The sequence below is a fragment of the Azotobacter tropicalis genome, from assembly GCF_059739045.1.
Genome location: NZ_AP046059.1, coordinates 1571375 through 1587715, shown reverse-complemented (window position 1 = coordinate 1587715; position 16341 = coordinate 1571375). Strand labels below are relative to the sequence as shown.

Genomic DNA, 16341 nt, shown 5'->3' with positions numbered 1-16341 from the left:
CATGCGTTTTTTTTCTCTGCTTGTGCTTGGCAGTAGTTTGGTGATGCCTGTACATGCTGCCGACGCACAAAACTGGCTGACCCGTCTACTAAAGGCAGAGAGGCAGCAAAGTTTTCAAGGCATTTTTGTCTATGAACGTAATGGTACTTTTTCCACGCATGCGATCTGGCACCAAGCCGGTCAGAATGGAGAGTCCAGAGAGCGCCTTTTGAAGTTGGATGGGGCGCCTGTCGAGATAATGCGTGTCAATGGGCGCCTGCAGTGCAGCAGCAATGCATTGGTCGATCAGTTATTCGAAGGAGAATCTTGGCCAGCTCGGCCGTTAGATCCACAGAAATTGGTCGAATGGTATGATATTCGAATGGCTGGCGAGTCTAGGGTCGCTGGCCGCGCTGCAGTAGTGCTGACTATCCTGCCGCGTGATCAGTATCGCTATGGTTTCGAGTTGTATCTTGATCGCGAAACCTCGCTTCCCCTCAAGTCCCTCCTGCTGAATGAGAAAGGCCAGTTACTTGAGCGTTTCCAGTTTGCCCAACTAGATACGTCCACAGCACTTGCCAAGGATAAGCTAGAGCCGGGGCCGTCCTGCCGGCCGGTTGAAATCCAACAAGCCTCCGAAATTAAGCAGGCGGCATGGCGTTCCGAGTGGCTGCCTCCGGGCTTCATTGTGCGTGATATGCATATTCGGCCCAGCTCTGTTTCGGGTGAAACTATTACCTATTTGATGTACGGTGATGGCTTGGCGCGTTTTTCAGTGTTTATCGAGCCCTTGCATGATGAGTTTGTTGAAGATGCGCGCAGCCAGCTGGGGCCAACTGTTGCAGTATCCAAGCGTATGACAACGATAGATGGCGATATGATGGTTACGGTGATTGGCGAGATTCCTCTGGGAACAGCCGAGCGCATAGCGCTGTCGATGCGTCCAGGTGAGGCGCCGGCTGATCGAGATGATTGAAGAATCGGGCCGGGTGATGGCAGTCGAGCCTAGAGGGGTATGGGTTGAGATTCAAGGTAAAGCGCCCTGCTCTCGTTGTGAGACAAATTTTGGTTGTGGCCAGCGGATGCTTGAGGGCTTGGGGGAGGCGGGTCGTCGCAGGCGCATTCGTGCTTTGTCGGTCATGCCGCTTAAAGTTGGCGACTTGGTAATAGTTGGCATTCGAGAAAACCTCCTGTTGAGCAGCGCTCTTGCGGTCTATTTATTTCCCTTGCTGGGCCTGCTTGGTTTCGGCATTGTCGCTCAATTGCTTGCTTTTAGAGAGCTATTAGTAATTTCCTCTGCCTTCTTGGGTTTATCTCTATTTGGAGTGTGGTGTGCATTGCAAGTCGGTGCCAGATGAGCGATCCGGCATTGCAACCAGTAGTGGTGCGTGTCTTGCTTGACGTTCCTTAAGGAGTATGTCAGGTGTGTAGCTTTTTGAGTGGAGGAGCAGTATGTTGAGGCTGGGTTTTAAGTCCTTCGCCCCTTTTTTGGCTGGCGCCTTGTTGTTTGGGCAGTCGTTGTTCGTACAGGCGCAATTGCCGGAATTTACTGCGTTGGTGGAGGCAGCCTCTCCGGCAGTAGTCAATATCAGTACTCGGCAGAAGCTTCCTGATCGTACCCTGACACAGGGTATGCCAGATCTTGATGATCTTCCGCCGCTCTTCAGAGAGTTCTTGGAGCGTAGTATCCCGCAGGTTCCCCGTACGCCAAATAATGGGCAGCAGCGCGAAGCTCATTCCTTGGGGTCAGGGTTTATCATCTCGGCTGATGGTTACATATTGACCAACAATCATGTGGTTGCGGACGCCGACGAAATCATTGTTCGACTGTCCGATCGTAGCGAACTCGAGGCCGAGTTGGTCGGGGCCGATCCGCTTACCGATGTAGCCCTGCTGAAAGTCAAGGGCAACAACCTTCCCAGTGTCAAGCTGGGGCGTACCGATGAGTTGAAGGTGGGCGAGTGGGTTCTGGCCATCGGTTCGCCTTTTGGTTTCGACCATTCGGTGACTGCTGGCATCATTAGTGCCACGGGAAGAAGTCTGCCGAACGAGAGTTATGTTCCCTTTATTCAAACTGATGTAGCTATTAATCCCGGCAACTCCGGTGGGCCTCTCTTTGACTTGGATGGTCGGGTGATTGGCATCAATTCGCAGATCTTTACTCGGTCGGGTGGCTTCATGGGGTTGTCGTTTGCTATTCCCATCGAGGTTGCCATGGGGGTTGCAGATCAACTTAAGGCGAGTGGCAAGGTCACCCGAGGCTGGCTGGGTGTGGTTATTCAAGAGGTCAACAAGGACTTAGCCGAGTCCTTCGGACTGGACAAGCCGGCTGGGGCACTGGTTGCTCAAATATTGGAAGAAGGGCCGGCAGCCAAAGGTGGCTTGCAGGTTGGCGATGTCATTCTCAGTTTGGATGGACATCCGATTGTGATGTCGGCTGATCTTCCGCACATGGTTGGTGGATTGAAGCCTGGCACTAAAGCTAATCTTGAGATTGTGCGTGATGGCCAGCGGAAGAATATTGCTATCACAGTAGGTGCATTGCCAGAGGAAGAAAGCGAAGTTCAGCCGAGTGTCGCAGGGGTAGAGCAGAGCAGCAACCGCTTGGGAGTGACGGTGACTGAACTGACCCCCGAGCAGAAAAAGTCCCTTGATATCAAGGGGGGGTGGTTATTCGTGAGGTGCTGAACGGTCCGGCGGCCTTGGTCGGTTTGCGGCCTGGCGATGTGATTACTCATTTGAACAATCAGGCGATCGACTCGGTGAAAGCTTTTGCCGAGGTGGCTGGCGCATTGCCGGAGCGGCGCTCGGTGTCCATGCGAGTGCTGCGCCAGGGACGGGCTAGTTTCATTACTTTCAAGCTAGCCGAATAAGGCCTTGTGGAGATAAAAAGGGCGATGAAGCTGCCCTTTTCATGGTTGTCAAAGCAGGGTAGCGCGTGACGTTGGCAATGTTGATCAGTTAAACTTCCCCGCTATTTTTGACAGCCAGCCCGGCTGAGCCTTTTCGAGTGCTAAATCGTGAGTGACCTCAGTCATATCCGCAATTTTTCCATCATCGCCCATATCGATCACGGCAAGTCGACACTGGCGGATCGATTCATCCAAATTTGTGGTGGTCTTTCCGAGCGTGAAATGGAAGCGCAGGTTTTGGACTCCATGGATCTTGAGCGTGAGCGTGGCATTACGATCAAAGCGCACAGTGTGACCCTGCACTACAACGCTCAGGATGGTAAAATCTACCAGCTGAACTTCATTGATACTCCCGGCCATGTCGACTTTACCTATGAAGTCAGTCGTTCCTTGGCCGCCTGTGAAGGTGCTTTGCTGGTAGTGGATGCTGGCCAGGGTGTAGAGGCTCAATCGGTTGCCAATTGCTATACCGCTATTGAACAGGGCCTGGAAGTGATGCCGGTGTTGAACAAGATGGATCTGCCTCAGGCTGAGCCAGAGCGAGTCAAGGACGAAATCGAACATATTATTGGCATTGATGCTACTGATGCTGTTCCGTGCAGTGCCAAAAGCGGCATGGGAGTCCTCGATGTCCTAGAGCATTTGGTTCGGGTTATCCCTGCTCCCGAGGGCGAAATTGAGGCGCCGTTGCAGGCACTGATCATCGACTCCTGGTTCGACAATTATCTGGGCGTGGTCTCGCTTGTGCGGGTCAAGCACGGTCGGGTGAAGAAAGGCGATAAAATCCTGGTGAAGTCCACTGGCAAGATCCATCAAGTGGATAGCGTAGGAGTTTTTACCCCAAAGCACACCGAGATGCCTGATCTCAAGGCTGGCGAGGTAGGCTTCATCATTGCCGGTATCAAGGACATCCACGGCGCACCGGTAGGCGATACCCTGACGCTTTCTACTACTCCCGACGTGGATATGCTGCCTGGCTTCCAACGGATCAAGCCTCAGGTATATGCTGGTTTATTCCCCGTTAGTTCGGATGATTTCGAGGATTTCCGCGAGGCACTGCAGAAGCTGACCCTAAACGATGCTGCGTTGCAATACGAGCCAGAAAGTTCGGATGCGCTCGGTTTCGGGTTCCGCATCGGCTTCCTCGGCATGCTGCACATGGAGATCATTCAGGAGCGCTTGGAGCGCGAATATGACCTCGATCTGATCACCACAGCACCGACGGTAGTTTATGAGGTCATACTCAAAAATGGCGATACGGTATATGTAGACAATCCATCAAAGCTGCCGGATTTGTCTGCCATTGCTGAAATGCGCGAGCCCATTGTACGCGCCAATATCTTGGTGCCGCAGGAGCATCTGGGCAACGTTATCAATCTTTGCATCGAAAAGCGTGGCGTCCAGCGTGATATGCAGTTCCTTAGTAGTCAGGTTCAGATCAGTTATGACCTGCCGATGAACGAGGTGGTACTGGACTTTTTCGATAGGCTGAAGTCGGTCAGTCGGGGCTATGCTTCGTTGGATTACAGTTTTGATCGCTTCCAGCCTGCCAACCTAGTCAAGCTGGATGTATTGATCAATGGCGATAAGGTAGATGCCTTGGCGCTCATTGTGCATCGAGACAAAGCTCATCAAAAGGGGCGAGCCCTTACTGAGAAGATGAAGGAGTTAATTCCTCGGCAGATGTTTGATGTGGCCATCCAAGCCGCTATCGGTGGCCAGATCGTGGCACGAACCACGGTGAAGGCGCTGAGAAAGAACGTATTGGCAAAGTGCTATGGTGGTGACGTGACTCGCAAGCGGAAGTTGCTGGAAAAGCAAAAGGCTGGCAAGAAGCGGATGAAGCAGGTTGGCAGTGTGGAGATCCCTCAAGAGGCCTTCCTCGCTGTGCTCAAGGTAGATAGTTAGCCCTATGTCGATCAATTTTCCCCTGTTGCTGGTGCTGGCGGTACTGATCAGCGGTGTATTGGTCCTATTGGATCTTCTAGTGCTGGCACCGCGGCGACGGGCGGCGATTGCTGCATATGAGAACAATGTTGGTCAACTTGACCAGAGCGTGGTTGATCGCCTGAATAAGGAACCGCTGCTGGTCGAGTATGGCAAGTCGTTTTTCCCTGTCTTGGCCATAGTGCTGGTGCTGCGCTCCTTCTTGGTAGAGCCTTTTCAGATTCCTTCGGGCTCGATGAAGCCCACCTTGGAGGTGGGTGATTTCATTCTGGTAAACAAATTTGCTTATGGCATCCGCTTGCCTGTGCTAGATACCAAGATAATCGAGATGGGCGAGCCACGGCGTGGCGACGTCATGGTATTTCGCTACCCAAGCGATCCGAGCATCAACTACATCAAGCGTGTAATTGGCTTGCCAGGTGACCATATCCGTTATGGCAGCGATAAGCGCCTATTGGTCAATGGAGTACCGGTTACTGAGCACTTGCTGGGTCAAACGTCGGGAATTCTGGGGGGGGCTACGCTTTACAAGGAGCAGTTGGGGGAGGTCGAGCATCTGATCCGCAAGGAAACACGACGCCATGCCGAGCCCTCACGCGAATGGGTTGTGCCAGAAGGCCATTATTTCATGATGGGCGACAATCGCGACAACTCCAACGACAGCCGCTACTGGAATGACCCCCAGCTTGCGGACGCGATGCAAGGTATGGTTCCGGACAAGAATATCGTCGGGAAGGCCTTCGCCGTCTGGATGAGTTGGCCGGAACCCAAGCTACAGAATCTGCCGACTTTCTCCCGTGTCGGTCTGATCCATTGAGCCCTCGACAAATGTGCGGTACTTGCCAACACGGTGGGGCAACCCTCTATAGGCTTTGTCCGCCGTCAATGGCTGGATGAAAGAGACTGAGCATGAAGTTCTCGCAATCGCAAAAAGGCCTATCAATACTGAGTTGGCTGGTTGTATTGGCTGTGGTCGCATTTTTTGCCAGTACGGCATTCAAGGTGATGCCGCATTATTTCGACTATATGTCCATGGAGAAGATTATTACCTCCATCGAAACGGAGCGTGCTGCGGATATCCGAAGCATTGGAGATTTCTATGCTCATGTCAGCAAGGGCATGCAGGTCAACAACCTTAGGGATCTGGATCTGCAAGAGGTGCTGAAAGTGACCTTGGAAAATAACGAATTTCGCGCTCATCTAAAATATGAAAAGCGCGAGCCCCTAATCGAGAACCTCGATCTGGTGGTGAATTTCGACAAAGAATTCCGTGTACCTATGCCGTGAGCTCATCTCTGAATCGCCTCGAGCGCAAGCTCGGTCATACTTTCCAGAACCAGGACCTGATGCTCCTGGCGTTGACTCATCGAAGCTTTGCCAGTCGCAATAACGAGCGGCTGGAGTTTCTCGGCGATGCCATTCTCAACTTCGTCGCCGGTGAAGCACTATTCGAGCGCTTTCCCCAAGCCCGTGAAGGCCAACTGTCTCGCCTGCGGGCGCGACTGGTCAAGGGTGAGACTCTGGCCGTGCTAGCGCGTGGCTTCGAGTTGGGCGATCACCTGCGCCTGGGTTCCGGCGAGTTGAAGAGTGGCGGTTTCCGTCGCGAGTCCATACTCGCCGATGCTCTCGAAGCGCTGATCGGCGCCATTTATCTCGATGCGGGCATGGAGACGGTGCGCGAGCGCGTGCTCGACTGGCTCGCCGGTGAGCTGGAAAGTCTGACCCTAGTTGACACTAACAAAGACCCCAAGACGCGTCTGCAGGAGTTCCTCCAATCCCGGGCCTGTGAGCTGCCCCGCTACGAAGTGGTGGACATCCAGGGCGAACCCCACTGCCGGACGTTTTTCGTCGAGTGCCGGGTTGCCCTTTTGAATGACAAGACCTATGGCCAGGGTGCCAGTCGCCGGATTGCCGAGCAGGTGGCAGCGGCGGCGGCACTGGTGGCCCTCGGGGTGGAGAATGGCAATGACTGAGGCAAGCCCGTTGCGTTGTGGATATGTGGCTATCGTTGGCCGGCCTAATGTGGGCAAGTCCACGCTGCTCAATCACATTCTCGGGCAGAAGCTGGCGATCACCTCGCGCAAGCCGCAGACTACCCGGCACAATATGTTGGGGATTAAAACCGAAGGTAATGTGCAGGCGATCTATGTCGATACGCCCGGCCTGCATAAGCAGAACGACAAGGCGCTCAACCGCTACATGAACAAGACTGCCTCGGCAGCGCTGAAGGATGTCGATGTGGTGGTCTTTGTAGTCGACCGCACGCGCTGGACCGAAGAGGATCAGTTGGTACTCGAGCGCCTCCAGTACGTGCAGGGGCCGCTGCTGGTCGCAGTGAACAAAGCCGACCGCCTCGAAGACAAGGCCGAATTGCTGCCGCATCTGGAATGGCTGGCGCAGCAACTGCCCAGTGCCGAGATCGTGCCTATCTCTGCCCTGCATGGACAGAATTTGGATGTCCTGGAGCGGCTGGTCGCCGAGCACCTGCCGGAGAGCGAGCATTTTTTCCCGGAAGACCAGATCACCGATCGTTCCAGCCGCTTCCTTGCTGCCGAACTGGTGCGGGAAAAGATCATGCGTCAGTTGGGGGCTGAACTACCCTATCAGGTCACCGTGGAGATCGAGGACTTCAAGCAGGAAGGACGCATTCTGCACATTCACGGGCTGATTCTGGTCGAGCGTGAGGGACAGAAGAAGATCATCATCGGCGAGAAGGGTGAGCGTATCAAACGTATCGGCCAAGAGGCGCGTCAGGACATGGAGGTGCTGTTCGACTCCAAGGTCATGCTCAATCTATGGGTCAAGGTGAAGGGTGGCTGGTCCGACGACGAGCGAGCTCTGCATTCGCTCGGTTACCGGGAAAGCTGAGCTGCACAGGGGCTGGCGGGCTTTATCCTGCGATAGATCGCCAAGCGTATGCATGTCATGACCAGTGAAGCTGCTTTCATCCTGCATAGCCGCCCCTACAAGGAACGCAGCGCGCTGGTGGATTTTTTCACCCCGGGGGGCCGGCTGCGCGCCGTACTACGCGCGGCACGCGGCAAGGCCGGCAGTCCGGCGCGACCCTTCGTGCCGCTGGAGTTGGAGATGCGTGGGCGTGGCGAGCTGAGGACAGTTGCCCGTCTGGAAAGCTGCGGTATTCCGTACTGGCTGACCGGTGCTAGCCTGTTTGCAGCGCTTTACCTGAACGAGCTGCTGGTCCGTCTGCTACCTGCCGAGGCCCCCCATCCGCAGTTGTTCGACCATTACGCTTGGAGTCTCGATGCCCTGGCTGGCGGACGCCCGCTTGAGCCGTTGCTGCGTGCCTTCGAATGGTGCCTGCTGGTGGAGTTGGGCTATGGTTTTTCTCTGGATCGCGATCTGCACGGCCAGCCGATACTCCCCGACGGCCTCTATCGGCTGCTGCCCGATGCGGGCCTGGAGCTGATCGAGCAACTGCAGCCGGGTCTGTTCCAAGGCGGGGAGCTGTTGGCTATGGCTGAAGCCGACTGGCAGTTTCCAGGGGCCCTGGCTGCAGCCAAGCGTCTGATGCGTCAGGCCTTGGCGCCTCATCTTGGCGGTCGGCCTCTAGTCAGCCGCGAACTCTTCATGAATCTCAAGGAGCCCTCCCGTGACTGAAGCCAACCGCATTCTGCTCGGTGTGAACATCGACCATGTGGCGACCCTGCGCCAAGCTCGCGGCACCCGCTATCCGGACCCGGTCAAGGCGGCGCTGGATGCCGAGGAGGCCGGCGCCGACGGCATCACCGTGCACCTGCGCGAGGACCGTCGGCACATCCAGGAGCGCGATGTGCAGCTGCTCAAGGAGGTGCTGCAGACGCGGATGAACTTCGAGATGGGGGTGACCGAAGAAATGCTTGCCTTTGCCGAGCAGATCCGCCCGGCACACGCCTGCTTCGTCCCGGAAACCCGGCAAGAGCTGACCACCGAGGGGGGGCTGGACGTCGCCGGCCAGGAGGCGCGCATCCGCGCCGCAGTGGAGCGTCTGGCGCGGCTGGGGTGTGAGGTATCGCTGTTCATCGACGCCGAGCCGCAGCAGATCGAGGCCGCCGCGCGCATTGGCGCGCCGACCATCGAGCTGCACACCGGGCGTTACGCCGATGCCCATACGCCGGCAGAAGCGGCCCGCGAACTGGCACGCATCCGCGACGGCGTAGAATACGGACTGAGCCATGGGCTGATCGTCAATGCCGGTCATGGACTCCACTACCATAACGTCGAGCCGGTGGCGGCCATTCCGGGCGTGCACGAGTTGAACATCGGCCATGCCATCGTCGCGCATGCCTTGTTCGTCGGTTTCAGGGAGGCGGTACGGGAGATGAAGGCGCTGATGGTAGGCGCTGCGTCGCGCCGCTAACGACGGAACAGGTTCAACAGCAGACTCGCCACCAGGCTGACCAGCAGCATCGAGGTGACGGGGATGAAGAGCTTGCCGTGCGCCGTCTCGATGTGGATATCGCCCGGCAGGCGGCCGAACCAGCCGAATAGCCAGGGCGTGTAGTGCAGGGCGATGCCGAGCAGCAGCAAGGCCGCTCCGAGGATCATCAGCCAGCGGGCCATCCTGCCACCTTCTGTGGTGCGAGAGCCGAGCTCAGGGCTTGCGGGCCAGCAGCGCCGCACGGGTCGGCACGGGCAGGCCTTCGATGGTTCTTCCGTAGTCGCTCGGATCGAGAAAATCCGGTAGAGACTGGAAGGTCATCCACTCGGTGGCTCGTTGCTCCTCGACGGAGGTGACGGCGACATCCACGCAGCGCACCTCGACGAAGCCGGCGCGGCGCAGCCATAGCTCCAGGGCCGCCACCGAGGGGAGGAACCAGACGTTGCGCATCTGCGCATAGCGATCCTCCGGCACCAGCACGGTCGTGGCATCGCCGTCGACCACCAGGGTTTCCAGCAGCAGCTCGCCGCCCCGGCGCAGGCAATCCTTGAGCGCCAGCAGGTGATCGATGGGCGAGCGGCGGTGATAGAGCACGCCCATGGAGAACACCGTATCGAAGCCTTCTAACTTCTCCGGCAGATCCTCAAGGGCGAGGGGAAGGTGCCAGGCGGGTAGTTCCGGCAGATAGTGCCGGAGCGCAAGGAACTGGCAGAAGAACAGCCAGTTCGGATCGATGCCGACCACGCAGTCGGCGCCGGCGCCGAGCATACGCCACATGTAGTAGCCGTTGCCGCAACCGACGTCGAGGATGCGTCGACCCTTCAGCTCCAGGTGCGGGGCGATTCGTTGCCATTTCCAGTCCGAACGCCATTCGGTGTCGACATGCACGCCGAACACGTCGAAGGGGCCCTTGCGCCAGGGCGACAGGCCGAGCAGGGCTTGGCGCAGGGCGGTGCGGGTGGCGTCGTCGCAGGCACCGGCAAGCTGCACCTGCGCGGCCAGCTCGATGTGTTCGGCGGTCAGCGCGGGCAGGGCCTGCAGGGCCTTCTGCCAGCGTTGCAGGTCGCCATGGCTGCGGGTCAGGCGTTCATCCAGCTGCGCCGGAAGGCTCTCGGCCCACGTGGCCAGGGGGTGCCGGCGAGGCGGCGAACAAGGGGTGTCAAATCGATCATGGCAGGGCAATCAACGAGGCGAAGTTGAGGCACTGGAACCAGGGCAGCACCTTGCGAAAGCCGGCAGCCTGCAGGCGCTCGCGGTGCTCTTCGAGGCTGTCCGGCTTCATCACGTTCTCAATGGCACTGCGTTTTTGGGCGATCTCCAGCTCGCTGTAGCCGTTGGCTCGCTTGAAGGCGACGTGCAAGTCGCCGAGCAGTGCCTGCTCTTCGACATCGTTAAAGCGCAACTTCTCCGAGAGGATCAGCGCCCCGCCCGGCAGCAGGGCCTGGCGAATGCGGCCGAGCAGTTCCTGGCGTAGTTCGGGCGGAATGAATTGTAGGGTGAAGTTCATCGCCACCAGGGACGCGGGATCGAGTTCCAGGGCGAGAATGTCTGCCTCGACGGTTTCCACCGGCAGCAGTTCCTGGAACATGGCGTCCTGGGCGTGCAGGTATTCGCGGCAGCGTTCGAGCATGGCCAGTGAGTTGTCCACCGCGATCACCCGGCAGCCCTCGCTCCTCACGTGACGGCGCAGCGCTTGGCTGACGGCACCGAGGGAACAGCCGAGGTCGTAGAGGCGGGTGCCGGGCTGGGCGAACTGCGCGGCGAGCACGCCGATGTTCTCGACGATGGTCGGGTAGCCCGGCACCGAGCGCTTGATCATGTCCGGAAACACCTGGGCCACGTCCTCGTTGAAGGTGAAGTCCGGCACTTCGGCGAGAGGCTGGGCGAAGAGGCGGTCGGGGGCGTGTTTCACGTGGTTTCCGCGGCAACTGAGGATAGGGCGCGGCATTTTAGCCAAGAGCGATCGCTCCATACAGCGCTGCCGCATAGCGTGCGTCGGGCGGTCAGTCGACGCTGATGGCGCAGTCGAAGACCTTCTCCGGCGCCCGGCCGGCCTCCCAGGGGCGCTGGTAGACCAGCAGCAGGCTGTCCTGACCGGCTTGTACGGCCTGGAAACGCCAGGTCGACTGCCCGGCGCTGCCGACCACTCCGGAGTCCTTGGCTTCGCTGTAGACCTCCGGGCCCAGGCCGCGCAGCACCCGCGAGGCGGACTCGCGGACCTGCCAGCGGTAGCCCGTGGAGGGGTTGCTGGGCAGGGTCAGTACCAGGTACTGGCGGCTTTCCAGTTGCAGCGGGCAGTCGTCTCCCTCCTCGAGTGTGACGGTGGAGGGGCCGTCGTTATGCACGCAGCCCGCCAGCCAGGCGAGGCCGAGGGGCAGCAGATAGGGTAGGGCGAGGCGCATGCGGGGACTCCTGGCGGGGATGATGGAGGGAGGATAGCTGGAGGTCTGGCGGCCTGCCGGTCGTCCGGCTCGGGAGAAGGGGGCGGGCGGGTCGGCCGCCCGCTAGGGATCAGGACTTGTCGGGGAACAGTACCCTGGCGACATCGGCGAAGCGTTTGGCGAAGTGCACGGTCAGACCTTCCTTGAGGTAGTCCGGCAGCTCCTCGAAATCGCCGCGGTTAGCTTCCGGCAGGATCAGTTCGAAGAGCTTCTGCCGGCGGGCGGCGATCACCTTCTCGCGGACTCCGCCGATGGCCAGCACCTGGCCGGTGAGGGTCAGCTCGCCGGTCATCGCCACGTCCTGCTTCGGCGCCTGGTTGCGGGCCAGCGATAGCAGAGCGCTGGCCATGCTGATGCCGGCGCTGGGGCCGTCCTTGGGCGTGGCGCCCTCCGGCACGTGCAGGTGGACGAAGGCCTGGTCGAAGAAGGTCGGGTCGCCTTTGTACTGCTTGAGGTGCGAGCTGACATAGCTGTAGGCGATCTCCGCCGACTCCTTCATCACCTCGCCAAGCTTGCCGGTCAGCTTGAAGCCGCGATTCAGCGTGTGGATACGTGTCGCCTCGATCGGCAGGGTGGCGCCGCCTAAGCTGGTCCAGGCCAGGCCGGTGACGATGCCGACGCCTTCCAGGTGGCGTTCCTTGCGAAACAGCGGCATGCCCAGGTAGTCCTCGAGGTCCTTGGGGCCGACCTTCACCTTGGACTCGGGGGCCTCCAGCAGCTTGACCACCGCCTTGCGCACGATCTTGCCGAGCTGCTTCTCCAACTGGCGCACGCCGGCCTCGCGGGCATAGCCCTCGATCACCGTTTTCAGTGCCGTGTCGCTGATCGACAGGCGGTTCTTCGGTACGCCGGCCCTCTCCAGCTGGCGCGGCCACAGGTGGCGCTTGGCGATGGCGAACTTCTCCTCGGCGATGTAGCCGGACAGGCGGATCACCTCCATGCGGTCGAGCAGGGGCCGGGGATCGAATCCAGGGTGTTCGCCGTACAGACGAACAGCACCTTGGAGAGGTCCAGGCGCAGGTCCAGATAGTGGTCGAGGAAGGCCACGTTCTGCTCGGGATCGAGGGTTTCCAGCAGTGCCGAGGCTGGATCGCCATGATGGCTGGCGCCGAGCTTGTCGATTTCGTCGAGCATGATCACCGGGTTCATCACCTCGACCTCCTTCAGCGCCTGCACCAGCTTGCCCGGCAGGGCACCGATGTAGGTGCGGCGGTGGCCCTTGATCTCCGCCTCGTCGCGCATGCCGCCGACCGAAAAGCGGTAGAACGGCCGGCCGAGGGATTCGGCGATGGACTTGCCGATGCTGGTCTTGCCGACGCCGGGCGGGCCGACCAGCAGCACGATGGAGCCGGCGATTTCGCCCTTGAAGGCACCGACGGCGAGAAACTCGAGGATCCGTGCCTTGATGTCGTCCATCCCGGCGTGGTGCTTGTCGAGCACCTTGCGGGCACGGCCCAGATCGAGTCGGTCCTCGCCGTAGACGCCCCACGGGATGCTGGTCGCCCAGTCCAGGTAGTTGCGGGTGACTGCATATTCCGGCGAGCCGGTCTCGAGGATCGACAGCTTGTTGAGTTCCTCGTCGATGCGTTTCTGCACTGCCGCCGGCACCGTCTTGCCTTCCAGGCGGGCGCGGAACTCGTCGGCGTCGGCGCTCTTGTCGTCCTTGGTGATGCCCAGCTCGCGCTGGATGATCTTCAGCTGTTCCTTGAGGAAGAACTCGCGCTGGCGCTCGCCGATCTTGCGGTTGACCTCGGCGGAGAGCTCGTTCTGCAGACGCGCGACCTCCACCTCCTTGCGTAGCAGCGGCAGGACCTTCTCCATGCGCTTGAGCACCGGCACGGTGTCCAGCACCTCCTGCAACTCGTCGCCCGGTGCGGTGGTCAGCGCGGCGGCGAAGTCGGTCAGCGGCGAAGGATCGTTGGGGCTGAAGCGGTTCAGGTAGTTCTTCAGCTCCTCGCTGTACAGCGGGTTGAGCGGCAGCAGCTCCTTGATCGCATTGATCAGCGCCATGCCGTAGGCCTTGACCTCGTCGCGCGGGTCCTGGGCGCTCTTCGGATAGTCCACCTCGACCAGATACGGCGGCTTGCGGCTCAGCCAGCCGCGGATGCGCACCCTCGCCAGGCCTTGGGCCACGAACTGCAGCTTGCCGCCTTCCTGGCTGGCGTGGTGCACGCGTACCAGGGTGCCGTGCTCGGGCAGCTTGTCCGGATCGAAGTCTTCGGCGTTCTCCGGCGGTGGGTCCATATAGAACAGCGCCAAGCTGCGGTGCGGCGTCTTGCCCACGCGCTTGAGGGTCTCCGCCCAGGGATCGGGATTGACCACCACCGGTAGCACCTGGGCGGGGAAGAACGGGCGGTTGTGGATCGGAATGACGTACACCTGGTCGGGCAGGGTCTGTTCGGGCAGGACGAGACTGTTGGTCGCGGTTTCTTCCTCGACGATCTCGGGCGCGATTTCCTGGTCGTTCATGACTCACCTTGTCTGGCAGCTTTGTGCACTTAGATGGGGCGCGGGCATGCCATTTTCAATCTCAGGGAGTCATCGAGAGGGGCTTAATTGTTATGATATAACATGATAGATTCGCCGCCCCGATACAGCTAGGCCTTCTGCCTGAGCTGTTGCCATCTGTCCTCTGGAGACCTGCATGAAGCGCCATTCCCTCGCCTGGACCCTCGGACTGAGCCTGGTCCCGACCGCCTGGGCGAGCGAGACGGTGGAACTGGAGTCCACCGTGGTCAGCGCCAGCGCCTTGGCCAAAAAGCCCCACGAAATGACCACGCCGGCCGAAGTGCTGGAAGGCGACGAGCTGATCCGACGTCGCGAGGCGACCCTCGGCGAGACCCTGGAAGGCCTGCCCGGGGTGCGTTCGGCGAGCTTCGGCGCGGGCGTCGGGCGGCCGTTGATCCGCGGCCAGCAGGGCGCGCGGGTCAAGATGCTGAATGACGGGGTGGACACGCTCGATGCCTCGAGCGTCAGCCCGGACCACGCGGTGACCAGCGAGCCGCTGTTGGCCGAGCGCATCGAGGTGCTCAAGGGGCCGGCGACTCTGCTCTACGGCGGTGGTGCGATCGGCGGGGTGGTCAATACGATCGACAAGAGGGTGCCCACCTACGTTCCGGAGAACGGCTACGAGGGCGAGCTGGAGCTGCGTGCCAACAGCGTGGCCAACGAGGGCTCGGGGGTGTTCGGCATCACCGCCGGCAGCGGCAATTTCGCGGTGCGCGTGGAGGGAGTCAAGCGTCAGGCCGACGACTACGAGATCCACGGCTCGCCGAGCAAGCAGGACGGCTCCTACAACGACACCGACACCTTCAGCCTGGGCGCCAGCTACATCGGCGAGCGCGGCTACCTCGGCGCGGCCTACAGCGAGCAGGACAACCGCTATGGACTGCTCGGCCACCAGCATGCCGAGTGCCACCTCGACGGGGCGGCCTGGCATTGCGGCGACGAGCACGAGGACGAGGAGCACGAAGGCGAAGAGCAAGAGGGCGAGGAGCACACGGGGGAGGGCATGCCCTATGTCGATCTGCGCCAGTACCGCTGGGACCTGCGCGGCGAGCTGAGCGAGCCGCTGCCCGGCTTCGAGCTGGCGCGCCTGCGCGTTGCCCACAGCGACTACCGGCATGAAGAAATCGAGGGCGGCCAGGTCGATACCCGCTTCGACAACGACGCCAGCGACGCCCGCCTGGAGCTGACCCATCAATCGTTGTTCGGCTGGCACGGCGTGCTCGGCGGGCAGAGCTTGCGCCGCGATTTCGAGGCTACCGGCGAGGAGGCCTACGTGCCGCCGACCATCACCCGCAACCACGCGCTGTTCCTGCTCGAGGAGTACAGCGCCGGCGCCTGGCGCTACGAGCTGGGCCTGCGCCATGAGTGGCAGGATATCGAGGCCGAAGGCCGCCCGGACACGGACCACCGCGGCACCTCGTTCTCCGCCGGGGCGGTGTGGACCTTCGCCCCCGAGTACTCGCTCGGCTTCTCGCTGAGCCGCTCGCAGCGCCTGCCGAGCGCCGAGGAGCTGTATGCCGACGGTCCGCACGCGGCGACGCGTACCGTCGAGCTGGGCGATCCAGACCTGGACGAGGAAACCTCGCACAACGCCGAGCTGACCCTGCGCAAATTCGCCGGGCGCACCACCTTCAGCCTGACCCTGTACCGCAACCAGGTGGATGACTATATCTACGCCGCCGACACCGGTCGCGACATCGGCACCGGCTACCGGGAGATCGAGTACCGCCAGGAGGACGCACTGTTCACCGGCGCCGAAGGCGAGGTGCGCTTCCAGGCCAGCGACGCCACGGCCGTGACTCTGTTCGGCGACCGGGTGCGCGGCAAGCTGCTCGATGGCGGCGGCGATCTGCCGCGGATTCCCGCCGGGCGTCTCGGCGTGCGTCTGGAGCACGGTTTCACGGCGAGCCTCGATGGCCAGCTGGAGTTCTACCGGGTGAACCATCAGCGGCGGCTGGCCGATTTCGAGACCGAAACCTCCGGCTACAGCATGCTGGGGGCCGGCCTCACCTACCACGGCGCGCTCCGGCGCGCCGACTATCAGCTCTACCTCAAGGGCGACAACCTGCTGGACCAGAAGATCCGCGACCACAGCTCCTTCATCAAGGACGACGTGGTGCAGCCGGGACGCAACCTGACCCTGGGGCTGCGAATGACATTCTGACTCCAGGCGACT

The 16341-nt window shown here is 60.4% G+C and carries 13 protein-coding genes and 3 pseudogenes; 11 read left to right on the top strand and 5 right to left on the bottom strand.

Annotated elements, in window-relative coordinates:
* The first annotated feature begins 1 nt into the window (after position 1).
* From Atro_RS07375 to pdxJ, 10 genes and pseudogenes are all read left to right on the top strand, one after another.
* Positions 2–955 carry a MucB/RseB C-terminal domain-containing protein gene (locus Atro_RS07375; RefSeq protein ID WP_497927063.1) on the top strand — a complete coding sequence of 318 codons (954 nt, stop codon included), beginning with the start codon at positions 2–4 and terminating at the stop codon, positions 953–955.
* Positions 948–1337, top strand: coding sequence for a SoxR reducing system RseC family protein (locus tag Atro_RS07370; protein WP_497927062.1), 390 nt, complete (start codon positions 948–950; stop codon positions 1335–1337). The genes Atro_RS07375 and Atro_RS07370 overlap by 8 nt, the downstream gene beginning before the upstream one ends.
* A gap of 94 nt (positions 1338–1431) precedes the next feature.
* Positions 1432–2852: pseudogene (locus tag Atro_RS07365) on the top strand (DegQ family serine endoprotease).
* Positions 2853–2999: 147 nt separating this feature from the next.
* Positions 3000–4799 (top strand): translation elongation factor 4, encoded by a 1800-nt coding sequence (gene lepA, locus Atro_RS07360; protein ID WP_497927061.1) that lies wholly within the window; start codon positions 3000–3002, stop codon positions 4797–4799.
* 4 nt (positions 4800–4803) lie between these two features.
* On the top strand, positions 4804–5655 hold the full coding sequence (gene lepB, locus Atro_RS07355; RefSeq protein ID WP_497927060.1) for a signal peptidase I: 852 nt from the start codon (positions 4804–4806) through the stop codon (positions 5653–5655).
* Positions 5656–5747: 92 nt separating this feature from the next.
* Positions 5748–6125 carry a DUF4845 domain-containing protein gene (locus Atro_RS07350; RefSeq protein WP_497927059.1) on the top strand — a complete coding sequence of 126 codons (378 nt, stop codon included), beginning with the start codon at positions 5748–5750 and terminating at the stop codon, positions 6123–6125.
* Complete coding sequence (rnc, locus tag Atro_RS07345; RefSeq protein ID WP_497927058.1) at positions 6122–6811, top strand: ribonuclease III; 690 nt, start codon at positions 6122–6124, stop codon at positions 6809–6811. Before Atro_RS07350 ends, rnc begins: the two co-directional genes overlap by 4 nt.
* Positions 6804–7706, top strand: coding sequence for a GTPase Era (era, locus tag Atro_RS07340; RefSeq protein ID WP_497927057.1), 903 nt, complete (start codon positions 6804–6806; stop codon positions 7704–7706). Before rnc ends, era begins: the two co-directional genes overlap by 8 nt.
* Positions 7707–7763: 57 nt before the next feature.
* Positions 7764–8456, top strand: a complete 693-nt coding sequence (gene recO, locus Atro_RS07335; RefSeq protein WP_497927056.1) for a DNA repair protein RecO — start codon at positions 7764–7766, stop codon at positions 8454–8456.
* Positions 8449–9195: a pyridoxine 5'-phosphate synthase gene (pdxJ, locus tag Atro_RS07330; RefSeq protein ID WP_497927055.1), complete on the top strand. Its 747-nt coding sequence runs from the start codon at positions 8449–8451 to the stop codon at positions 9193–9195. The genes recO and pdxJ overlap by 8 nt, the downstream gene beginning before the upstream one ends.
* Here pdxJ and Atro_RS07325 read toward each other — a convergent pair.
* The 5 genes and pseudogenes from Atro_RS07325 to lon all read right to left on the bottom strand — a co-directional run bounded on the left by Atro_RS07325 (position 9192) and on the right by lon (position 14126).
* Complete coding sequence (locus Atro_RS07325; protein WP_497927054.1) at positions 9192–9398, bottom strand: DUF2905 family protein; 207 nt, start codon at positions 9396–9398, stop codon at positions 9192–9194. The two genes, pdxJ and Atro_RS07325, sit on opposite strands and share 4 nt — an antisense overlap.
* Before the next feature lie 31 nt (positions 9399–9429).
* Positions 9430–10388: pseudogene (gene cmoB, locus Atro_RS07320) on the bottom strand (tRNA 5-methoxyuridine(34)/uridine 5-oxyacetic acid(34) synthase CmoB).
* Positions 10385–11128: a carboxy-S-adenosyl-L-methionine synthase CmoA gene (gene cmoA / locus Atro_RS07315; RefSeq protein ID WP_497927053.1), complete on the bottom strand. Its 744-nt coding sequence runs from the start codon at positions 11126–11128 to the stop codon at positions 10385–10387. Before cmoA ends, cmoB begins: the two are co-directional and overlap by 4 nt.
* A 91-nt stretch (positions 11129–11219) precedes the next feature.
* Positions 11220–11618 (bottom strand): protease inhibitor I42 family protein, encoded by a 399-nt coding sequence (locus Atro_RS07310; RefSeq protein WP_497927052.1) that lies wholly within the window; start codon positions 11616–11618, stop codon positions 11220–11222.
* Positions 11619–11727: 109 nt separating this feature from the next.
* Positions 11728–14126, bottom strand: a pseudogene (gene lon / locus Atro_RS07305) (endopeptidase La).
* A 175-nt stretch (positions 14127–14301) separates the two neighbouring features.
* On the opposite strand from lon, the gene Atro_RS07300 reads away from it, so the two are divergent.
* On the top strand, positions 14302–16329 hold the full coding sequence (locus tag Atro_RS07300) for a TonB-dependent receptor (protein ID WP_497927051.1): 2028 nt from the start codon (positions 14302–14304) through the stop codon (positions 16327–16329).
* Positions 16330–16341 lie beyond the last annotated feature (12 nt).